This is a genomic window from Delftia sp. Lp-1 (genome assembly GCF_020523835.1).
GTDB lineage: Bacteria > Pseudomonadota > Gammaproteobacteria > Burkholderiales > Burkholderiaceae_C > Comamonas > Comamonas acidovorans.
In genome coordinates, this window is record NZ_JAJALJ010000003.1 from 810,006 (window position 1) to 829,651 (window position 19,646).

The following is a 19,646-nucleotide window of genomic DNA, read 5'->3' on the forward strand; positions in this document are numbered from 1 at the left end:
AGAATGCGGTGCATCGACAAAGCGAATTGCCCGTTCCCATGACCGCCACTACCCACCCGCCCACCGTTTTCGTGACCGCGCCACGCCTGGCACCCGCCGGGCTGCAGCGCCTGCAGGCGGCGCACTGCCGCGTGCTGTACCTGCAAGACGGCGGCGGCGAGGCCGAGGTTGCCGCCGTGCTGGCACGCGAGAGCGTCGATGCCGTGATCTCGCGCACGGCCACGCTGTCGGCCGCTGCCATCGCGGCCTGTCCCACGCTCAAGGTCATCTCCAAGCACGGCGTGGGCGTGAGCAATATCGATGTGGCCGCGGCCAGCCAGCGGGGCATTCCGGTCTATGTGACGCCGGGCGCCAATGCCCAGTCCGTGGCCGAGATGACGCTGGGCCTGATGTTCGCGGCCGCCCGCCGCATCGCCTGGATGGATGCCGAGCTGCGCGCCGGCCGCTGGTCCCGCGCCCAGGACGGCCTGGAGCTGAGCGGCCGCACCCTGGGCCTGCTGGGCTTTGGCCAGGTGGGCCAACGCGTGGCGCGCGTGGCGCTGGCGCTGGGCATGCAGGTGGTGGCCTTTGATCCTGCGTTCGATCCAGCGTTCGATCCGGCCTGCGCCCCAGGGCCCGGCACCGTGGCCGGCGTGCGCATGCTGGGCTCGGTGGACGAACTGCTGCCCCTGTCCGATGTGCTCAGCCTGCACGTGCCCCTGAATGCCCGCACGCGCCATCTGCTCGATGCCGCCCGCATCGCCCAACTGCCGCGCGGCGCCCTGCTGGTCAACACCGCGCGGGGCGAGGTGGTGGACGAGGCGGCGCTGATCGACGCCCTGCGCAGCGGCCACCTGGCCGCCGCCGGCCTGGACACCATGGCCGAAGAGCCCCTGCCTGCGGGCCACGCCCTGGCCGCGCTGGACAACGTGGTGCTGACGCCCCATGTGGGCGGCTCCACGCCCGCTGCGCTGGCGGCCATGGCCGGCATGGCCGCCGCCAATGTGCTGGGCTGGCTGCAGGGCAGCCCCGCCGATCCGTCCCACTGCGTGAACCCCGAGGTTCTGCGCTGAGCTGTTTTTTCCCGGAGATTTGCCATGACCACCCCATCCAGCCAATGGCCTGCGGGCTACCGCATCCATCCGCGCGCCGAAGGCCCCGAGGCCGGCGTCGTCCAGGCCTTCAAGGCCATTCCCGTGGCCGCCATCGGCGACGCCATGAGCCGCAATGTCGGCGCCATCGGCCTGCGCCAGTACCACGCGCGGCTGGAGGCCGTTCTCTGCGGCCCCGCCGTCACCGTGCGCGTGCGGCCCGGCGACAACCTCATGATCCACAAGGCGCTGATGATGGTGCAGCCCGGCGATGTGCTGGTCATCGACGGCGGTGGCGATGTCTCGCAGGCCCTGGTCGGCGGCCTGATGCGCACCACCTGCCTGGCGCACGGCCTGGGCGGCCTGGTCATCGACGGCGCCATCCGCGACCTGTGCGAATGGGCGCAGGACGGCATGCCCATCTTTGCGCGCGGCCACACGCACCGCGGGCCCAGCAAGGATGGCCCGGGCGAGATCAATGTGCCGGTGGCCTGCGCCGGCTTGGCCGTGCTGCCCGGCGACCTGATCGTGGGCGATGCCGACGGCGTGATCGCCGTGCCCGCGGCCGAGGCCGTCGAGGTGCTGCGCCGCAGCCAGGCCCACCTGGCCCGCGAGGCCGTCATCCGCGAGACCAACCGCAGCGGCACGGCCGACCCCGAGCGCTTCGACGCCGTGCTGCGCGCCAAGGGCCTGCCGGTCTAGCGTCCCGCGCGCAGGCTGCGCCCGACTTTTTCCCGCCATAACGATTCCAAGGAGACAAACAATGACAATGCGCAGACGGCATCTTCTGGGCGGCGCTGCCGCCGCCCTGGCCACGGCCTTCCCTGCACTGGCGCTGGCCCAGGGCGAATGGCCGCAGCGGCCCGTGCGCCTGGTCGTGCCGTTTCCGCCCGGCGGCGGCACGGATGCCACCTCGCGCCTAGTGGCCGACCGGCTCAACATCGCCATGGGCTGGACCATGGTCATAGACAACAAGCCCGGCGCGGGCGGCAACATCGGCCTGGATGCCGTGGCCAAGGCCGCGCCGGACGGCTACACCATCGGCATGGGGCAGGCCGCCAACCTGGCCATCAATCCCAGCCTCTACGCCAAGATGCCCTTCGATGCGCTCAAGGACTTCACGCCCATCGCCAGCGTGGCCCTGCAGCCCGTGGTGCTGACCGTGCGGCGCGACTCGCCCTTCAAGAACCTGCAGGACTTCATCAAGGCGGCCAAGGCCAGGCCCGGCACCTACGGCATCGCCCAGGCAGGCAATGGCACGGTAGGCCACCTGGCCGGGGAAATGCTGGCACGCCGGGCGGGCATCGAGGTGCTGCAGGTGCCCTACAAGGGTGCCAATACCGCGCTCACCGACCTGATGGGCGGGCAGGTGGACCTGTACTTCGGCAACACGGTGTCGGTGATGTCGCAGCTGGCCACGGGCAAGATCCGTGCGCTGGCCGTCACCTCCGCACAGCGCGTGCCGTCCCTGCCCGATGTGCCCACGGTGGCCGAGCAGGGCTATCCGGGCTTCGAGGCCTCCACCTGGCTGGGCCTGGTGGGGCCGGCCAACCTGCCTGCCCCCATCGCCGAGCGCATTGCCGACGCGACCATGAAGCTGCTGGCCACCAAGGAGGTCAAAGAGAAGCTGGCCCAGGAAGGCAGCATGGCCACGCCCGCCAATGGCGCGCAGTTCGGCGAGTGGATTCGCAGCGAGCACGCCAAATGGGGCAAGCTGATCCGCGAGGGCAAGTTCCAGATCAACTGACCATGGCAGCCCCAATCGAGGTCGACCGGCTCGACACCCCCAGTTCCTCCGCACCCGCACCCGCACCCGCACCCGCACCCGCACCCGCACTCTTGGGCGCGGGCCAGGCCTCCTCCACGCCGCGCAGGCTCAGGCGCATCCTGTCGCTCGATGATTTCGAGCGGGCGGCGCGCCACCACCTGCCTGCGCCGATCTTCGCCTACGTCAGCGGCGGCTGCGAGACCGACAAATCCCTGCGCGCCAACCGCGAGGCCTTCGATGCCCACCGCTGGGTGACGCGCGTGCTCACCGACACTTCGCGCCGCACGCTGGCCACACCGCTGCTGGGCCAGACCTGGGCTGCGCCCTTCGGCATCGCGCCCATGGGCATCAGCGCGCTGTCGGCCTACCGGGGCGACCTGGTGCAAACGCGCGCGGCGGCGGCCGCCCGCATCCCGGCCATCCTGAGCGGCACCTCGCTGATCCGCATGGAGGAGGTGGTCCAGGCCAATCCCCAGGCCTGGTTCCAGGCCTATGTGCCCGGCGAGACCGAACGCATCGTGCAGTTGCTGGGGCGCGTGGAGGCCGCAGGCTTCGCCACCCTGGTCGTCACCGTGGACACGCCCGTGTCGGGCAACCGCGAGAACAACATCCGCGCGGGCTTCTCGACGCCGCTGCGGCCCGGCCTGCGCCTGGCGTGGGAGGGCATCACCCATCCGCGCTGGCTGCTGGGCACGGCGCTGCGCACCCTGGTGCGGCACGGCATGCCGCACTTCGAGAACTCGCAGGCCACGCGCGGCGCGCCCATTCTCTCGTCCACCGTCACGCGCGACTTCGGCGCACGCGACCACCTGAGCTGGGAGCACCTGGCCCTGATACGCCGGCGCTGGAAGGGCCGCCTCGTGGTCAAGGGCATCCTCAGCCCGCAGGACGCGCTGGCCGCGCGCGATGCCGGGGCCGACGCCATCATCCTGTCCAACCACGGCGGCCGCCAGCTCGATGGCGCGGTCGCGCCCCTGCACATGCTGCCCCTGGTGGTGGGTGCGCTGGGGCCGGACTACCCGGTGATGATCGACAGCGGCTTTCGCAGGGGCAACGACGTGCTGGTGGCGCTGGCCCTGGGCGCGCACTTCGTCTTCGTGGGCCGGCCCTTCAACTATGCGGGCGCCGTGGGCGGCGAGGCCGGCGTGCTGCACGCCATCGCCATCCTGGCGGCCGAGATGCGGCGCAACATGGCCCTGATCGGCGTGCAAAACCTGCAGGAGCTGGGGCCGCAGCACCTGCGACCGCGTTAGCCACGCGCCAGTCCCGAGGGTGGCGTGCCCCGCAATTGGCCCGCGGTTTCGCGGCGATGGGAAAATGGCGGAATGACCGCCTCCACCAACACCCTCACGATCACCCGTCCCGATGACTGGCACCTGCACGTGCGCGATGGCGAAGCCATGCGCAGCGTGGTGCCGCATACGGCCGCGCAGTTTGCGCGCGCCATCATCATGCCCAACCTCAAGCCGCCGGTGACCACCGCCGAGCAGGCGCTGGAGTACAAGCAGCGCATCCTCTCGGCCGTGCCCGAAGGCATGGCCTTCGAGCCGCTGATGACGCTGTACCTCACCGACAACCTGCCTCCCGAGGAAATCGTGCGCGCCAAGGCCGCCGGCGTCGTGGCCTGCAAGCTCTACCCGGCTGGCGCCACCACCAACAGCGACCACGGCGTCACCGACCTGCGCAAGATCTACCCCACGCTGCAAGCCATGCAGCGCGAAGGCCTGCTGCTGCTGGTGCACGGCGAAGTCACCAGCAGCGACATCGACCTGTTCGACCGCGAAGCCGCCTTCATCGACCAGCACCTGATCCCGCTGCGCCGCGACTTCCCCGAACTTAAGATCGTCTTCGAGCACATCACCACGCGCGAAGCCGCCCAGTACGTGACCGAGGCCGACCGCTTCGTGGGCGCCACCATCACGCCCCAGCATCTGCTGTTCAACCGCAACGCCATCTTCACGGGCGGCATCCGTCCGCACTACTACTGCCTGCCCGTGCTCAAGCGCGAAACGCACCGCCTGGCCCTGGTGGAGGCGGCCACCAGCGGCCTGCCCAAGTTCTTCCTGGGCACGGACAGCGCGCCGCACGCGGCCCATCTCAAGGAACACGCCACGGGCTGCGCCGGCTGCTACAGCGCCCATGCCGCCATCGAGATGTATGCCGAGGCCTTCGACAATGCCGGTGCGCTGGACAAGCTCGAAGCCTTCGCCAGCTTCAACGGCCCGGACTTCTACAGCCTGCCGCGCAACACCGGCAAGGTCACCCTGGTGCGCGAAAGCTGGACGCCGCCGGACAGCTTCGCCTTCGGCGAGGCGCAACTGAAGCCGCTGCGCTCCGGCGAAGCCCTGCCCTGGAAGCTGGTTTAAGCTGGCGGGACTGCCACCCGCCAGAGGATTGCCATGCCTGAGCCGCAACCGCGCATCGCCCTGCTGATCGACGCCGACAACGCGCCGGCCGAGATGATCGACGAGATCCTGACCGAGCTGTCGACCTTCGGCGTCATCGACATCCGCCGCGCCTACGGCAACTGGACCAAGCATTCGCTCAGCGGCTGGCAGCGCAAGCTGCTCGATTTCGCACTGCGGCCCATGCAGCAGTTCGACTACTCCAAGCACAAGAACGCCACCGACATGGCGATGACCGTGGATGCCATGGAACTGCTCTACACCGAGCGGCCCGACGCCTTCGGCATCGTCTCCTCCGACGCCGACTTCACGCCACTGGTCATGCACCTGCGCTCCAAGGGCGCGGCCGTCTACGGCTTCGGCATGGCGCAGACGCCCCAGCCCTTCGTCAATGCCTGCTCGCGCTTTCTGTACCTGGAGGCGTTGGGCGAGGCGGCGCCAGCCAATGGCAATGGCCAGGACGCCGCGCATGAGGCAGCCCAGGCGGCGGTGCCGCCCGTGGCTGCAGCTGCGGTGCAGCCCCCCACTGGTACGGGCAAGGAGCGCGCCCAGGCCGAGCAGGCACCTGCTTCCTTGCCCGCTCCCGAGCCGCAGCGCCCCTGCCTGCGTGTTCCTTCGCAGGAACTGCGCCAGGACACGCGCCTGCTGAGCATGCTGCGCAGCGCCGTCAACGCCACGCAGGACGAAAGCGGCTGGGCCCATGTGGGCGCCGTGGGCGCGCAGATCGGCAACAAGGCCTCGTTCGATGCGCGCAACTACGGCTACGCTACGCTCACCAAGCTGCTGGCGGCCACGCAGGCGTTCGAGATGCGCGACGAAGGCACCTCGCGCGTGGCCGTGCGCGACAAGCGCCTGGCCAAGGCGCAGTCCAGGCCGTCCGGCAATTGACGTTTCCCATCGACTGGAATGCGCCCTGGCTGCAGGGGCTGCAAACGCAGGGCAGGGCAGCCTGCCTGCAGGTGGCGCAGGGCCGGCCGGTCTGGCAGGCCTTGCAGTCACTGGCCGACGCACAGGCGCTGCCCTGGCGCTTTGTGCCCCAGCACGATCTGCCCGAAGGCACAGCCTACGAACAATTCATCTTCGAGACGCGCTGCATCCCCACGCGCGACAACCTGCATGACTTCTTCAACGGCCTGATCTGGTTGCGCTGGCCCGCGCTCAAGCAGCGCTGCAATGCCCTGCAGGCCGGCGCCATTGCCCAGGCGGGCGTGGGTGCGCAGCGCGGGCCGCTGCGCGATGCCGTCACCGTGCTGGACGAGAACGGCGCCCTGCTGCTGGCGCCGGCCGCGCTGTGCGAGGCGCTGCGCCACCGGCGCTGGCACCAGCTCTTCGTGGAGCGGCGCGCGCTGTGGCTCCAGGCCAGGCTGCTGCCCATAGGCCATGCGCTGCTGGAAAAGCTGGTGCAGCCGCGCAAGCCCATCACGGCCCATGTGCTGTGCGTGCACACGGATGGTGCAGGCGCCATGCCAGCTTCTGCCGCAGCGGATATCGACACTTGGCTGGCCGGCAGCATCTGGCTGGAGGCCGACACCCTGGCGTGCAAGCCTTTTGCACCCTTGCCCGTGCTGGGCGTGCCCGGCTGGTGGCGCGAGAACGAGAACTTTTCCTTCTATGATGACTCTCTCGTGTTCCGGGCGCCCCGTTCCGTACAAGCATCACAACAAGGAATGGCAACGGCGCAGGACCCGGCTTGAAAACAGCCGGTGGGGCCCTCACTTTTCAACGCTGTAGGGCCCAGATCCTTCCCCCTTTCCCCACTTTGTGGAGAACCCACTGATGAAACGCATCGCACTTTTTCTTTTGACCAACGTCGCCGTCGTGGTGGTGCTGGGCATCGTCGCCAGCCTGCTGGGCGTCAACCGCTTCCTGACCTCCAATGGCCTGAACCTCGGGGCCCTGCTGGGCTTCGCCTTCATCATGGGCTTTGGCGGCGCCATCATCTCGCTGCTGATCTCCAAGCCGCTGGCCAAGTGGAGCTCGGGCGTGCACGTGATCAACGAGCCGCGCAACGCCGATGAGGCCTGGATCGTCAACACCGTGCGCGGCTTCGCCGACCGTGCCGGCATCGGCATGCCCGAAGTCGGCATCTACGAGGGCGAGCCCAATGCCTTCGCCACCGGCGCCTTCAAGAACTCGGCCCTGGTGGCCGTGTCCACGGGCCTGCTGGAAGGCATGACGCGCGAAGAGGTGGAGGCCGTCATCGGCCACGAGGTCGCCCACATCGCCAATGGCGACATGGTGACCATGACCCTGATCCAGGGCGTGATGAACACCTTCGTGGTCTTCCTGTCGCGCGTCATCGGCTATGCCGTGGACAGCTTCCTGCGCAAGAACGACGAAAGCAGCTCGGGCCCCGGCATCGGCTACTACGTGACCACCATCGTGCTGGACATCGTGCTGGGCTTCCTGGCCGCCATCATCGTGGCCTGGTTCTCGCGCCAGCGCGAATTCCGCGCCGACGCGGGCGCCGCCCAGCTCATGGGCCGCAAGCAGCCCATGATGAATGCCCTGGCCCGCCTGGGCGGCATGCACCCCGGCGAGCTGCCCAAGAGCGTGGCCGCCATGGGCATTGCCGGCGGCATCGGCAAGCTGTTCTCGACCCACCCGCCGATCGAAGAGCGCATTGCCGCGCTGCAGAACGCGCAGAACCTCTGATTCAGGATCAGGTTCGACACGCTGGAGCCTGTCCAGTGGGAGCCCGGTCATCGACTGGGCTCCGCTTCCCGAAGCCCCATCAGAAATGCTTGTCCGGTGCTGCATTTTTGCGAATGTAGTAACGTACAAGCATTTTCTTTGACGGAGGTGCGTCATGCAGATTTCGACCTTCAGCAGCCGTGAATTCAACCAGCATGTTTCCGCTGCCAAGAAAGCGGCCAGCGGTGATGACGTGGTCTACATCCTGGACCGGGGGCAACCTGCCCACGTGCTGATGAGCATTGAGAAATTCCGTGAACTGTCGGGGCAGACCCGGAACATTCTTCAATTGCTGGACATGCCCGAGGCCGCCGATATCGATTTCGACATTGAGCGGACGAAGGATTTGCCGCGCGCCGTGGACCTGTCCTGATGTATCTGGTGGACTCCAACATCGTTTCCGAACTGCGCAAGGCATCGTCGGGCCGCGCGAACGATGGCGTTGTGGCCTGGGCGCAATCGGTCGCGGCCGAGTCCCTTTTCATCAGCGCGATCACGCTGATGGAGCTGGAGAAAGGCGTGCAGTTGAAAGCCCGGCAAGACCCGATTGCCGGGCAGGTGCTGCGCCGCTGGCTGGTGGAACGCGTGTTCACGGCCTTTCAGGGGCGTGTGCTGCCAGTGGATGCGATGGTTGCCATGGAAAACGCGGCCTATCACGTGCCTGCGCCGCGGCCGCTGGCCGACAGCCTGATCGCGGCCACGGCGAAGGTGCATGGCTTGTGCGTGGTCACTCGCAACATCAAGGATTTCGAGCCGTTCCATGTTCATGGAGTGCGCGTCTTGAACCCTTGGATGTAGGGCCCGTCTCAACCTCACGTACAGACAGACTTGATCTTTACCCAGGCTTCACAAGCCCCTGTCAACAACCGGCAGGGGCTTTTTCGTTGTATCTGCATGGCCGCACTAAGCGCGGCCAGGAGTGCATCGTGAAGTCTGTATCGATTCAAACGCCGGGCCGTCGCCTGGTTCCGGCCCTGGTCCTGGCTGCCGCCACCGTGGCATTGACCGGCTGCGTGGTGGCGCCTGCCTATCCCGTAGGTCCTTCGGGCGAGGTGGTCTACGCGCCCATGGCGCCGCCGCCGCTGCAGACCGAGGTCATTCCGGTCGCTCCCTCGCCCGTCCATGTCTGGATCGGTGGCTCCTGGGGCTGGGGCGGTGGCCGCTATGCATGGCGCCCCGGTTACTGGGCCGCGCCGCCGCACCCCGGCTATGGCTGGCGTCCGCACGGCTGGGACCATGGCCCGCGTGGCTGGTACCAGCGCCCGGGCGGCTGGTACCGCCGCTGATTCAGGTGGCGGCAGCGTCGCCGCTGCCGCTGCCGCCCTGGCCGGCCTTGGCCAGCAGGAAGTCGATGCAGGTGCGCACAGCCCGCGTCTGGTGGCGGTCGGGCAGGTACAGCAGGTACATGTGGGTGCCGAAGATGCTCAGGCGGTACTCCTGCAGGGTCAGCACCACCTCGCCGCTGGCCACCTTGTCCTGCACCACGTAGTCGGGCACCAGGCCCACGCCCAGGCCCGCCAGAATGCCCTGGCGCAGGAACGGGAAGTGCTCGGAGATCATGGTCGGCGCCAGCAGCACCTCCTGGCGCTCCGTGCCCTGGTAGGCCGACAGGCGCAGCTGGCGGCCCATCACTCCGGCCGTGATCAGCGGGCTGTTGCGCAGCTCGTACAGCGTGGCGGGAAGGCCGTGCTGCTGCGCATACTCGCGTGAGGCGCAGGCTACGTAGTGCACATTGCCCAGGCTGCGCGCAATCACCGACAGCGGCGGCTCCTGGATCACGCGGATGGCGATGTCCACCTCGTCGCGCAAATGGTCGGCGCGGTTCTCGAACAGCACATCCAGCACGATGCCCGGATACAGCCGCTTGAATTCGATCAGCCAGTCGCTCATCACGATCTGCCCATAGCCGCTGGGCACGCTCAGCCCCACGCGCCCCGCCATCCCCTGGCCCAGCGACGTGATCGTCTCGCGCGCCGACATCATCTCGTTCTGGATCGCGCGGCCATGCTCGTACATCCGCATCCCCACCTCGGTCGGCTCCACGCGCCGCGTGGTGCGCCGCACCAGCTGCACCCCCACCGATTTTTCCAGCTGCGTCAGGTGATAGCTCACATTGGCCCGCGTCATCTTCAGCTTGCGCGCCGCCTGGCTCAGATTGCCGCTATCGATGATTTCCACCAGCAGGGTCAGCGAGTTCAGATCCATGGATATGTCCAGATACTTTGCTTCGCCCACAGCCTATGAAATGGGCGGGGCTCCAAAACCAGGGACACCCAGCAAGGGCCTACGCCGGCCGTGCCGCCCTGCAGCGATGGTGTCGTCCCCCTCCCTCGCGCAGCGAATAGAGGGGGAAGGCGCGCAAGCGCCTCAATGTCAAAGATTTTTTTACAGTCTGTCAATCATTCATGGGATTGTAAAGAACCATTGTCGTAGCAAGAATGGATGTTTTGAGTGGAAAACCCAAGTTCGGAGACATACAGATGAGCGAACAAGCCCAGGCTTCCGTGGTCCAGACCCGCCTTGATGGTGCCGTGCTGGTGGTCAGCATCAACAACCCCCCCGTGAATGCCCTGGGCCAGGCCGTGCGCGCCGGCCTGCTGGCTGCCGTGGAGCAGGCCGAATCGGATGCCGCCGTGAAGGCCGTGCTCATCGTGGGTGAGGGCAAGGCCTTCATCGCCGGAGCAGACATCCGCGAATTCGGCAAGCCCGCCATGCCGCCCTCGCTGCCCGAGGTGCTCAATCGCCTCGAAGCCTCCGACAAGATCGTGGTCGCCGCCATCCATGGCCCGGCCCTGGGCGGAGGCCTGGAAGTGGCCATGTCGGCCCACTACCGCCTGGCTTTGCCGGCTGCCAAGCTCGGCCTGCCCGAAGTCAACCTGGGCCTGCTGCCCGGCGCCGGCGGCACGCAGCGCGCACCGCGCCTGATGGGCGTGAAGGCGGCAGCCGACCTCATGCTCAGCGGCAAGCACCTGTCGGCCAAGGCCGCGCTGGCCGCCGGCCTGGTGGACAAGCTGGTGGACGGCACCGACGCCACGGCCGCAGGCCTGGCCTACGCCAACGAGCTGCTGGCAACCAATACCGCGCCGCGCCGCACGCGTGACATCGAGATTGCCGACAAGGCCGCCGCCCTGGCCGAACTCGACGCGCTGGCCGCCGACACCGCCAAGAAGAGCCGCGGCCTGTTCTCGCCGCTGAAGATCGTGGAATGCGTGCGCGCCGCCGTGGAGCTGCCCTTCGACGAAGGCATCGCCAAGGAGCGCGCCCTGTTCGTGGAATGCCTGAACAGCCCGCAGCGCGCCGGCCTGATCCACGCCTTCTTCGCCGAGCGCGAAACCGCCAAGATTCCCGAAGCCAAGGCCGCTGCGCCGCGCCACTTTGCCAAGATCGCCGTCATCGGCGGCGGCACCATGGGCGCCGGCATCACGGTGTCCGCGCTGGACGCAGGCCTCACGGTGACCATGATCGAGCGCGACGCCGAGTCCATCGCGCGCGGCCAGGCCAATGTGGAGAAGGTCTACAACGGCCTGATCGCCAAGGGCCGCATGACCGAGGAGGCCAAGGCCGCCGTCATGGCGCGCTACACGCCTAGCACCTCCTATGACGACATCAAGGATGTGGACCTGGTGATCGAGGCCGTGTTCGAGGACCTCGAAGTCAAGAAGGCCGTGTTCAAGGAACTGGACCGCGTCTGCAAGCCCGGCGCCGTGCTGGCCACCAATACCTCCTACCTGGACATCGACGCCATTGCCGCCGCCACCGCGCGGCCGCAGGACGTGATCGGCCTGCACTTCTTCAGCCCCGCCAACATCATGAAGCTGCTGGAGATCGTGGTGCCCGCCAAGGTGGCGCCCGACGTGGTGACCACGGCCTTCGAGCTGGCCAAGCGCATGAAGAAGGTGCCCGTGCGTGCCGGCGTCTGCGACGGCTTCATCGGCAACCGCATCCTGGCCGTCTACAAGCAGGCTGCCGACTACATCATGGAAGACGGCGCCAGCCCCTACGAGATCGACGAGGCCGTGCGCGGCTTCGGCTACCCGATGGGCCCGTTCCAGGTCACCGACCTGGCCGGCGGCGACATCGGCTGGGCCACGCGCAAGCGGCGCGCGGCCACGCGCGATCCCAAGGCCCGCTACGTCGAAGTGGCCGACCGCGTCTGCGAGCGCGGCTGGTTCGGCCAGAAGACGGGCCGTGGCTTCTACCTCTACCCGCAGGGCGCGCGCGTCGGGCAGCCCGACCCCGAAGTGCTTGCCATCGTCGATGCCGAGCGCGCCAAGAAGGGCGTGACGCCGCGCAAGTTCACCCCTGAGGAAATCATGCGCCGCTACATGGCCGCCATGGTCAACGAAGGCGCCAAGGTGGTGGAGGAGGGCATTGCCCTGCGCCCGCTGGACGTGGACGTGACCTTCCTGTCCGGCTACGGCTTCCCGCGCTTTCGTGGCGGCCCCATGAAGTGGGCCGACATGCAAGGTTTGGACAAGGTGCTGGCCGACATCCGCGAATTCGCCAAGGAAGACGCGCTGTTCTGGAAGCCCGCTCCCCTGCTCGAAAAGCTCGTGGCAGAAGGCCGCGATTTCGAAAGCCTGAACAAGGCGGCGTAAGCCGCCCCCGCGTTTCCCCGCCATGCCCTTGACCCGCTCCGTCCAACGCAGAGCGGGCAGGGCCGTGCACAACCACAACAATTTTCCAGAGACAAGCAAGGACCGACCATGCGCGAAGCCGTCATCGTTTCCACTGCCCGCACGCCCCTGACCAAGTCGCACCGCGGCGAGTTCAACGTCACGCCCGCCGCCCAGCTGGCGGCCTTCTCGGTCAAGGCCGCGGTCGAGCGCTCGGGCATCGACCCGGCCATGATCGAGGACCTGATCCTGGGCTGCGGCAACCCCGACGGCTTCCAGGGCCGCAACCTGGGCCGCCAGACCGTGCTGCGCGCCGAGCTGCCCCTGTCCATCGCGGGCACGACCATCACGCGCTTTTGCGCCTCGGGCCTGCAGTCCATCGCCATCGCGGCGGGCCGCATCGTGGCCGAGGGCGTGGACGCCATGCTGGCCGGCGGCATCGAGACCATCTCGGGCATCCGCCCCGGCAACAACCTGCCCACCGACATGGACCCCTGGCTGGTCGAGCACAAGCCCGCGCTGTACATGGCCATGATTGACACGGCCGACATCGTGGCGCGCCGCTACGGCATCAGCCGCGAGGACCAGGACGCCTTCTCTCTGCAAAGCCAGCAGCGCACGGCCGCCGCCCAGGCCGCCGACCTGTTCAAGGACGAAATCATTGCCTGCGCCACGCGCATGGCCGAGAAGAACAAGGACACGGGCGAGATCACCTACCGCGACGTGGTCGCCACCAAGGACAACTGCAACCGCGCCTCCACCACGTTGGAAGGCCTGGCCAAGCTGGAACCCGTCAAGGGCCCGGACCAGTTCATCACGGCCGGCAATGCCTCGCAGCTGTCCGATGGATCGTCGGCCTGCGTGCTGATGGAAGCCAAGCAGGCCGAGCGCCTGGGCCTGTCTCCGTTGGGCGCCTTCCGCGGCTTTGCCGTGGCCGGCTGCGAGCCTGACGAAATGGGCATCGGCCCCGTCTTCGCGGTCCCCAAGCTGCTGGCGCGCCACGGCCTCAAGGTCGAGGACATCGACCTGTGGGAACTCAACGAGGCCTTCGCCTCCCAGGCCCTGTACTGCCAGCGCAAGCTGGGCATTCCCAACGAGCGCCTGAACGTCAACGGCGGCGCCATCTCCATCGGCCACCCCTTCGGCATGACGGGTGCGCGCCTGGCGGGCCACATCCTGCTGGAAGGCCGGCGCCGCAAGGCCAAGTGGGGCGTGGTCACCATGTGCATCGCAGGTGGCATGGGCGCCGCAGGCCTGTTCGAAATTTATTGAATAAGCACCCCCTGAGCGGCTGGCGCCGCTTCCCCCTCTCTCGCTTCGCGGGAGGGGAACGACGCCCTTGCTGCGGGGCGGCCCTTGCTCGGCGTCCCTCGCTTAGGGCACGCCAATTTCAGGGCTGCAAACGGCTTACAACGCCACGGATTACTGGGGAATAGCAATGGATTTGCAATTTACGACTGAAGAACTGGCCTTCCGCGATGAGGTTCGCGGCTTCCTCAAGGACAAGCTGCCCGAGGACCTGTCGCACAAGGTCAAGAATGGCCTGCAACTGAGCAAGCAGGACATGGAGCGCTGGCACGCCATCCTCAACGAGCGCGGCTGGCTGGCCAACCACTGGCCCGAGCAGCACGGTGGCCCGGGCTGGAGCGCGGTGCAGAAATTCATCTTCGAGCATGAATGCGCGCTGGCGGGCACGCCGCGCATCGTGCCCTTCGGGCTGAGCATGCTGGGCCCCGTCCTGATCAAGTACGGCAACGAGGCGCAGAAGGCCCACTGGCTGCCGCGCATCCTCAATGGCGCCGACTGGTGGTGCCAGGGCTATTCGGAGCCGGGTTCGGGCTCGGACCTGGCCTCGGTCAAGACGTCGGCCGTGCGCGATGGCGATCACTACATCGTCAACGGCCAGAAGACCTGGACCACGCTGGGCCAGCACGCCAACATGATCTTCTGTCTGGTGCGCACCAATCGCGAGGCCAAGGCGCAGCAGGGCATCAGCTTCCTGCTGGTGGACATGAACTCGCCCGGCGTGGAAGTGCGCCCCATCATCACGCTGGACGGCGAGCACGAGGTCAACGAAGTCTTCTTCACCGACGTCAGGGTGCCCGTGGAGAACCTGGTCGGCGAGGAGAACAAGGGCTGGACCTACGCCAAGTACCTGCTGACCTACGAGCGCACCAACATCGCGGGCGTGGGCTTCTCGGTGGCCGGCCTGGAAAAGCTCAAGGCCGTCGCCGGCCGCATGCTGCGCAACGGCAAGCCGCTGACGCAGGACCCGCTGTTTGCGGCCCGCCTGGCCAAGGTCGAGATCGACCTGGAGAACATGAAGACCACCAACCTGCGCGTGATCGCCGCCGTGGCCGGCGGCGGCGTGCCGGGCGCCGAAAGCTCCATGCTCAAGATCCGCGGCACCGAGATCCGCCAGGAAATCCTGTCCCTGGTGCGCCGCGCCATGGGGCCGTACGCCGCGCCCTTCATCGAAGAGGCCCTGCAGGCCGGCTACGACCAGCCTGCCATCGGCGACGCGGCTGCCGCCACGGCCGCCGCCGCGTACTTCAACTACCGCAAGCTGTCGATCTTCGGCGGCTCCAACGAAATCCAGAAGAACATCATCTCCAAGATGATCCTCGGCCTCTGATCCGGCAAGGAAAACGGAACATGAACTTCGAACACACCGAAGACCGCCGCATGCTGGCGGACAGCCTCAACCGCTTCGTCTCCGAGCAGTACGCCATCGAGGCGCGCAACCACGTCGCCTATGGCGAGGAAGGCCACAGCCCGCTGCTGTACGGGCAGTTCGCGGACATCGGCGCCATCGGCGCGCTGTTCCCCGAGGACGCTGGCGGCTTCGGCGGCCAGGGCTTCGACATCAGCGTGGTCTTCGAATGCCTGGGCCGCGGCCTGGTGGCCGAGCCGCTGCTGGGCGCCCTGGTCGTGGGCCAGGCCCTGATCGCGGCTGGCAGCGATGCGCAAAAGGAACAACTGGCAGCCATCATCGGCGGCACGTCCATCGCGGCCCTGGCCCATGACGAGCCCGGCAGCCACTACGAGCTCAACAACGTCGCCACCACGGCCGTGCGCAGCGGCGACGGCTGGGTGCTGAACGGCGCCAAGGGCGTGGTCGCCTTCGGCGAGAAGGCCGACCTGCTGCTGGTCTCGGCCCGCACCTCGGGCAGCCAGTACGACGAGGCCGGCATCAGCCTGTTCCTGGTCCCCGGCAATGCCGCAGGCATCCAAAAGCGCGGCTACAACCGCATCGAAGGCGGCCGCGCGGCCGAGCTGGTGCTGGACAAGGTGCAGGTCGGCGCAGACGCACTGCTGGGCGAAGAAGGCCGGGGCCTGCCCCTGCTGGAACGTGTCAGCGGCTACGCCGTGCTGGCGCTGACCGCCGAGGCCGTGGGCGCCATGGACGTGGCCAAGGACCAGACGCTGGAGTACCTGCGCACGCGCAAGCAGTTCGGCGTGCCCATCGGCAGCTTCCAGGCCCTGCAGCACCGCATGGCCGACCTGCTGCTGGAAGTGGAGCAGGCGCGCTCGGCCGTGATCAACGCGGCCGCCGCCATTGCGGACGAAGACCGCGTGGCGCGTGAGAAGGCCCTGTCGGCCGCCAAGTACAGCATCGGCCGCATCGGCACCCTGGTGGCCGAGGAAAGCATCCAGATGCATGGCGGCATCGGCATGACCTGGGAGCTGCCCCTGGCCCACTACGCCAAGCGCCTGGTCATGATCGACCACCAGTTCGGCGACGAGGACCACCATCTGTCGCGTTACATCGCACTCGGCTCGCAACACTGAGCCAAGGAAAGCCGCCATGACCGAAGCGAACCAAGTCCTGCTGACCCGCCGCGAAGGCGCCGTGCTGGTGCTGTCCAACAACAACGTGGCCGCGCGCAATGCGCTGTCGCCCGAGTTCTACGCGGCCGTCTCGGCGGCGCTCAAGAGCGCGGCGACCGACCCCACCGTGGGCGCCGTGGTGCTCACGGGCGAGGGCGGCCACTTCTGCGCGGGCGGCGACCTGCGCCAGCTGGCCAAGCGCCGCGAGCTGCCGGTGCAGGAGCGACGCGCCAAGCTCGAAGGCCTGCATGACCTGATCCGCAGCGTGCGCGACTTTCCCAAGCCCGTGATCGCCGCGGTCGAAGGCGCGGCGGCCGGCGCGGGCCTGTCGCTGGCCCTGGCCTGCGACATGCTGGTGGCGGCGAAGAACGCCGTGTTCTCGGTCGCCTACGTCAAGGTCGGCCTCACGCCCGATGGCGGCGCCACCGCCTTCCTGGCCGAATTCGTCTCGCGCCAGGTGCTGACCGAGCTGTGCCTGACCGGCGAGCGCATCAGCGGCGAGCGCCTGCATGCCCTGGGCCCCGTCAACCGCCTGTCCGAACCGGGCCAGGCCCAGGCCGACGCCGTGGCGCTGGCCGCCCAGGTGGCCACCGGCCCCGATCAGGCCATGGCCCTGATCAAGGACCTGTGCCGCCAGGCGCCGCGCAACACGCTGGAAGAGCAGCTGGAGCTGGAGGCGCAGTACATGGTGCGCTCGCAGGAGAGCGAGGAATCGCGCGAAGGCATTGGCGCCTTCCTCGAAAAGCGCGCTGCCGACTTCACCAAGCTGCGCGGCTGAAACCGCTCAAGACCTAAAAGACTTTCCAAGGAGACAACGCACATGGCCGACAGCCACAACGATCAGAACCAGGACATCGACTTCCCGCTGGAGGGTGTGCGCGTGCTCGACCTCTCGCGCGTGTTCGCGGGGCCGCTGTGCGGCATGGTGCTGGCCGACTTCGGCGCCGAAGTGGTCAAGGTCGAGCACCCGGGCCGCGGCGACGACACGCGCGACTGGGGCCTGCGCATCGGCAAGACCGAGACCACCTACTACAACAGCATGAACCGCAACAAGCGGTCCATCACGCTGGACCTGCAGACCATCGAGGGCGTGAAGATCGTCCACGACCTGCTGCCCCAGTTCGACGTGGTCATCCACAACTTCAAGACCGGCGGCGCCGAGAAGCTGGGCCTGGGCTACGAACAGCTCAAGGCCATCAAGCCCGGCATCATCTACTGCGCCGTGGCCGGCTATGACAGCAGCGGGCCCGAGGCCAAGCGCCCCGGCTACGACCTGGTCATCCAGGGCGAGGCCGGCCTCATGGCGCTCAACGGCGAGGCCGGCACGCCGCCGCTCAAGTTCGGCGTGGCCGTGGTCGATCTCATGACCGGCATGTACGCGGCCCAGGCCATCCTGGCCGCGCTGTTCCGCCGCGAGCGCACGGGCAAGGGTCGCCTCATCGAGATGGCGCTGTACGACAGCGGCATCATGATCACCGGCTACTACGGCCTGGACGCCATGCAGCTGGGCCACGACCCCGAGCGCTACGGCAATGCCCACCCCTCCATCGTTCCCTACGGCATGTACGAGGCCGCTGACGGCCCGCTGATCATCGCCGTGGGCAACAACGCCCAGTTCGACAAGTTCTGCCGCCAGGTGGTGATGCGCCCCGACATCGTCGAGGACGAGCGTTTCTCCACCAACGTCAACCGCGCGAAGAACCGCCTGGAACTGGGCCCCATGCTCAAGGAACTGATCCGCTCCTTCCCGCGCGATCTGCTGCTGGAGCGCCTGACAGCCGCCGGCATCCCCTGCGGCCGCGTGGCCGGTCTGCACGAGGCCCTGACCAGCGAGCGCACGCGCCGTGGCGGCCTGCTGCAGGACATGCCCCACCCCGTGGTCGGCACCACGCCCGTGTTCGCGCCGCCCTACCGCCTGGACGGCCAGCGCCTGCCCATCCGCCATGCACCGCCCACGCTGGGCGAGGGCACGCGCGAGGTGCTGCACCGGCTGCTGAGCATGAGCGACGAGCAACTGCAGCAGCTGCAGTCCAAGGGCGTGCTGACCCTGCCCGAGACCCCCGCGCAACAGGGATAAGAGGACCGATCACGCGACTGATTCCACGGGGGCCATTGATGCCCGGCTCCCGACCCGCCAGGTTTGCATGCCGCACCAAGACGGCACCCATAGACAGCAATACCCAGGAGACAAAACCATGAGCAACCAAGTCACACGCCGCGACATTCTTCAAGGGCTGGCCGCCATCGGCGGCACCAGTCTGCTGGCCACGGGCGCCACCAGCGCCCTCGCACAGGCCGGCAAGCCGGCAGCGTGGCCCACCAAGCCCATCCGCGTGGTCGTGCCCTTCAACGCGGGCGGCGCCACCGACATCATTGCGCGCACCATCGGCGAGGCCCTGGCCAAGCGCGTGGGCCAGCCCGTGGTCATCGACAACCGCGCGGGCGCGGCCGGCATCCTGGGCACGGACGCCGTGGTCAAGGCGCCCGCCGATGGCCACACCCTGCTGGTCTCGCTCAGCACCTCCATGCTGATCAACCAGTTCCTCTACACCAAGCTGCCCTACAACCCGCAAAAGGACATCGCCCTGGTCACCCAGATCGCGGCGGCGCCCGTCACCCTGGTGGTCCATCCCTCGGTGCCGGCCAACAACATGAAGGAGCTGCTGGCCTACGTGAAGGCCAACAAGGGCAAGCTCTCGTACGGCTCCTGGGGCGTGGGCTCGTATGCCCACCTGGCCGGTGCCTACATGAGCAAGACCATGGACGCCGACATGACCCATGCCGCCTACAAGGGCGAGGCGCCCATGATCCAGGAGCTGATCGGCGGCCAGCTGCAGATGTGCTTTTCCAGCGCCCTCAACACCAAGCCCTTCATCGACTCGGGCAAGCTCAAGGCCATCGGCGTCACGGGCAAGGAGCGCATGGAAATCCTGCCCAAGCTGCCCACCATCCATGAACAGGGCGTCACCGACGACGCCTACGCCATCTACGGCTGGGTGGCCATGGGCGCGCCGGCCGGCGTGCCCAAGGAGATCGTGGACCAGCTCTACGGCCACCTGCGCGAAATCGCCAAGGACCCCAAGGTGCTGGAGCGCACCGTGGGAGCAGGCTTCATGCCGCTGATGAACAGCCCGCAGGCCTTCCGCGAGAACTACCAGCGCGACATGCCGATCTGGAAGGCGCTGGTCGATGAGGCTGGCGCGAAGCTTGATTGATTTTTCCGGCCCGCGGCAGCGGGCCGCCACCGACGACTGCTGAGACA

Annotated in this window: 19 protein-coding genes; 18 read left to right on the forward strand and 1 reads right to left on the reverse strand. The window is 67.9% G+C overall.

The features are described from left to right. Positions 1-38: 38 nt before the first annotated feature. The 11 genes from LGR64_RS24680 (at position 39) to LGR64_RS24730 (ending at position 9,223) form a co-directional block, all read left to right on the forward strand. Positions 39-1,052, forward strand: coding sequence for a hydroxyacid dehydrogenase (locus LGR64_RS24680; protein WP_230357223.1), 1,014 nt, complete (start codon positions 39-41; stop codon positions 1,050-1,052). Positions 1,053-1,076: 24 nt separating this feature from the next. Then, entirely contained in the window at positions 1,077-1,772 is a 696-nt protein-coding gene (locus tag LGR64_RS24685) for an RraA family protein (protein WP_230357225.1), read from the forward strand. Positions 1,773-1,833: 61 nt separating this feature from the next. After that, positions 1,834-2,817: a Bug family tripartite tricarboxylate transporter substrate binding protein gene (locus LGR64_RS24690; RefSeq protein WP_065347864.1), complete on the forward strand. Its 984-nt coding sequence runs from the start codon at positions 1,834-1,836 to the stop codon at positions 2,815-2,817. A 2-nt stretch (positions 2,818-2,819) separates the two neighbouring features. After that, the gene (locus tag LGR64_RS24695; RefSeq protein ID WP_230357227.1) at positions 2,820-4,091 is read left to right on the forward strand and encodes an alpha-hydroxy acid oxidase; all 1,272 of its coding nucleotides are present in this window, start codon (positions 2,820-2,822) and stop codon (positions 4,089-4,091) included. Positions 4,092-4,163: 72 nt separating this feature from the next. Continuing rightward, a complete protein-coding gene (pyrC, locus tag LGR64_RS24700; protein ID WP_096915113.1) occupies positions 4,164-5,204 on the forward strand; it encodes a dihydroorotase in 1,041 nt (346 codons plus the stop codon). Positions 5,205-5,237: 33 nt separating this feature from the next. Continuing rightward, on the forward strand, positions 5,238-6,131 hold the full coding sequence (locus LGR64_RS24705; protein ID WP_096915115.1) for an NYN domain-containing protein: 894 nt from the start codon (positions 5,238-5,240) through the stop codon (positions 6,129-6,131). Continuing rightward, positions 6,128-6,937, forward strand: coding sequence for a DUF3025 domain-containing protein (locus LGR64_RS24710; protein WP_096915117.1), 810 nt, complete (start codon positions 6,128-6,130; stop codon positions 6,935-6,937). Before LGR64_RS24705 ends, LGR64_RS24710 begins: the two co-directional genes overlap by 4 nt. A gap of 82 nt (positions 6,938-7,019) precedes the next feature. Continuing rightward, a complete protein-coding gene (gene htpX, locus LGR64_RS24715; protein ID WP_013804154.1) occupies positions 7,020-7,898 on the forward strand; it encodes a protease HtpX in 879 nt (292 codons plus the stop codon). Between the two features lie 154 nt (positions 7,899-8,052). Continuing rightward, positions 8,053-8,310 (forward strand): type II toxin-antitoxin system Phd/YefM family antitoxin, encoded by a 258-nt coding sequence (locus LGR64_RS24720; RefSeq protein ID WP_180318095.1) that lies wholly within the window; start codon positions 8,053-8,055, stop codon positions 8,308-8,310. After that, the gene (locus LGR64_RS24725; RefSeq protein WP_063327248.1) at positions 8,310-8,735 is read left to right on the forward strand and encodes a type II toxin-antitoxin system VapC family toxin; all 426 of its coding nucleotides are present in this window, start codon (positions 8,310-8,312) and stop codon (positions 8,733-8,735) included. Before LGR64_RS24720 ends, LGR64_RS24725 begins: the two co-directional genes overlap by 1 nt. 128 nt (positions 8,736-8,863) lie before the next feature. Further along, positions 8,864-9,223, forward strand: a complete 360-nt coding sequence (locus LGR64_RS24730; protein WP_034398157.1) for a YXWGXW repeat-containing protein — start codon at positions 8,864-8,866, stop codon at positions 9,221-9,223. A 1-nt stretch (position 9,224) separates the two neighbouring features. Here the strand turns inward: LGR64_RS24730 and LGR64_RS24735 are convergent, their stop codons facing one another. Continuing rightward, positions 9,225-10,142 (reverse strand): LysR family transcriptional regulator, encoded by a 918-nt coding sequence (locus LGR64_RS24735; protein WP_230357230.1) that lies wholly within the window; start codon positions 10,140-10,142, stop codon positions 9,225-9,227. A 275-nt stretch (positions 10,143-10,417) separates the two neighbouring features. On the opposite strand from LGR64_RS24735, the gene LGR64_RS24740 reads away from it, so the two are divergent. From LGR64_RS24740 to LGR64_RS24770, 7 genes are all read left to right on the forward strand, one after another. Beyond that, positions 10,418-12,535, forward strand: a complete 2,118-nt coding sequence (locus LGR64_RS24740) for a 3-hydroxyacyl-CoA dehydrogenase NAD-binding domain-containing protein (RefSeq protein ID WP_088166064.1) — start codon at positions 10,418-10,420, stop codon at positions 12,533-12,535. 108 nt (positions 12,536-12,643) lie between these two features. Continuing rightward, complete coding sequence (locus tag LGR64_RS24745; protein WP_043819975.1) at positions 12,644-13,825, forward strand: acetyl-CoA C-acyltransferase; 1,182 nt, start codon at positions 12,644-12,646, stop codon at positions 13,823-13,825. Positions 13,826-13,991: 166 nt separating this feature from the next. Continuing rightward, positions 13,992-15,188, forward strand: coding sequence for an acyl-CoA dehydrogenase family protein (locus tag LGR64_RS24750; protein WP_013804149.1), 1,197 nt, complete (start codon positions 13,992-13,994; stop codon positions 15,186-15,188). Positions 15,189-15,208: 20 nt separating this feature from the next. Continuing rightward, the gene (locus LGR64_RS24755; protein WP_192367222.1) at positions 15,209-16,345 is read left to right on the forward strand and encodes an acyl-CoA dehydrogenase family protein; all 1,137 of its coding nucleotides are present in this window, start codon (positions 15,209-15,211) and stop codon (positions 16,343-16,345) included. A gap of 16 nt (positions 16,346-16,361) precedes the next feature. After that, positions 16,362-17,162 carry an oxepin-CoA hydrolase, alternative type gene (locus LGR64_RS24760; RefSeq protein WP_013804147.1) on the forward strand — a complete coding sequence of 267 codons (801 nt, stop codon included), beginning with the start codon at positions 16,362-16,364 and terminating at the stop codon, positions 17,160-17,162. A 42-nt stretch (positions 17,163-17,204) separates the two neighbouring features. Further along, positions 17,205-18,461, forward strand: coding sequence for a CaiB/BaiF CoA transferase family protein (locus LGR64_RS24765; protein ID WP_230357232.1), 1,257 nt, complete (start codon positions 17,205-17,207; stop codon positions 18,459-18,461). Positions 18,462-18,579: 118 nt separating this feature from the next. Next, positions 18,580-19,599: a Bug family tripartite tricarboxylate transporter substrate binding protein gene (locus tag LGR64_RS24770; protein ID WP_065347872.1), complete on the forward strand. Its 1,020-nt coding sequence runs from the start codon at positions 18,580-18,582 to the stop codon at positions 19,597-19,599. Positions 19,600-19,646: the final 47 nt, after the last annotated feature.

Bases quoted from the DNA above. Each gene is read 5' to 3' on its own strand.
- LGR64_RS24725 (WP_063327248.1), top strand. From the start codon at position 8,310: ATGTATCTGGTGGACTCCAACATCGTTTCCGAACTGCGCAAGGCATCG.
- LGR64_RS24735 (WP_230357230.1), bottom strand. From the start codon at position 10,142: ATGGATCTGAACTCGCTGACCCTGCTGGTGGAAATCATCGATAGCGGC.
- LGR64_RS24705 (WP_096915115.1), top strand. From the start codon at position 5,238: ATGCCTGAGCCGCAACCGCGCATCGCCCTGCTGATCGACGCCGACAAC.
- LGR64_RS24745 (WP_043819975.1), top strand. From the start codon at position 12,644: ATGCGCGAAGCCGTCATCGTTTCCACTGCCCGCACGCCCCTGACCAAG.
- LGR64_RS24765 (WP_230357232.1), top strand. From the start codon at position 17,205: ATGGCCGACAGCCACAACGATCAGAACCAGGACATCGACTTCCCGCTG.
- LGR64_RS24770 (WP_065347872.1), top strand. From the start codon at position 18,580: ATGAGCAACCAAGTCACACGCCGCGACATTCTTCAAGGGCTGGCCGCC.
- LGR64_RS24685 (WP_230357225.1), top strand. From the start codon at position 1,077: ATGACCACCCCATCCAGCCAATGGCCTGCGGGCTACCGCATCCATCCG.
- htpX (WP_013804154.1), top strand. From the start codon at position 7,020: ATGAAACGCATCGCACTTTTTCTTTTGACCAACGTCGCCGTCGTGGTG.
- LGR64_RS24750 (WP_013804149.1), top strand. From the start codon at position 13,992: ATGGATTTGCAATTTACGACTGAAGAACTGGCCTTCCGCGATGAGGTT.
- LGR64_RS24755 (WP_192367222.1), top strand. From the start codon at position 15,209: ATGAACTTCGAACACACCGAAGACCGCCGCATGCTGGCGGACAGCCTC.
- LGR64_RS24760 (WP_013804147.1), top strand. From the start codon at position 16,362: ATGACCGAAGCGAACCAAGTCCTGCTGACCCGCCGCGAAGGCGCCGTG.
- LGR64_RS24740 (WP_088166064.1), top strand. From the start codon at position 10,418: ATGAGCGAACAAGCCCAGGCTTCCGTGGTCCAGACCCGCCTTGATGGT.
- LGR64_RS24690 (WP_065347864.1), top strand. From the start codon at position 1,834: ATGACAATGCGCAGACGGCATCTTCTGGGCGGCGCTGCCGCCGCCCTG.
- LGR64_RS24680 (WP_230357223.1), top strand. From the start codon at position 39: ATGACCGCCACTACCCACCCGCCCACCGTTTTCGTGACCGCGCCACGC.
- LGR64_RS24695 (WP_230357227.1), top strand. From the start codon at position 2,820: ATGGCAGCCCCAATCGAGGTCGACCGGCTCGACACCCCCAGTTCCTCC.
- pyrC (WP_096915113.1), top strand. From the start codon at position 4,164: ATGACCGCCTCCACCAACACCCTCACGATCACCCGTCCCGATGACTGG.
- LGR64_RS24720 (WP_180318095.1), top strand. From the start codon at position 8,053: ATGCAGATTTCGACCTTCAGCAGCCGTGAATTCAACCAGCATGTTTCC.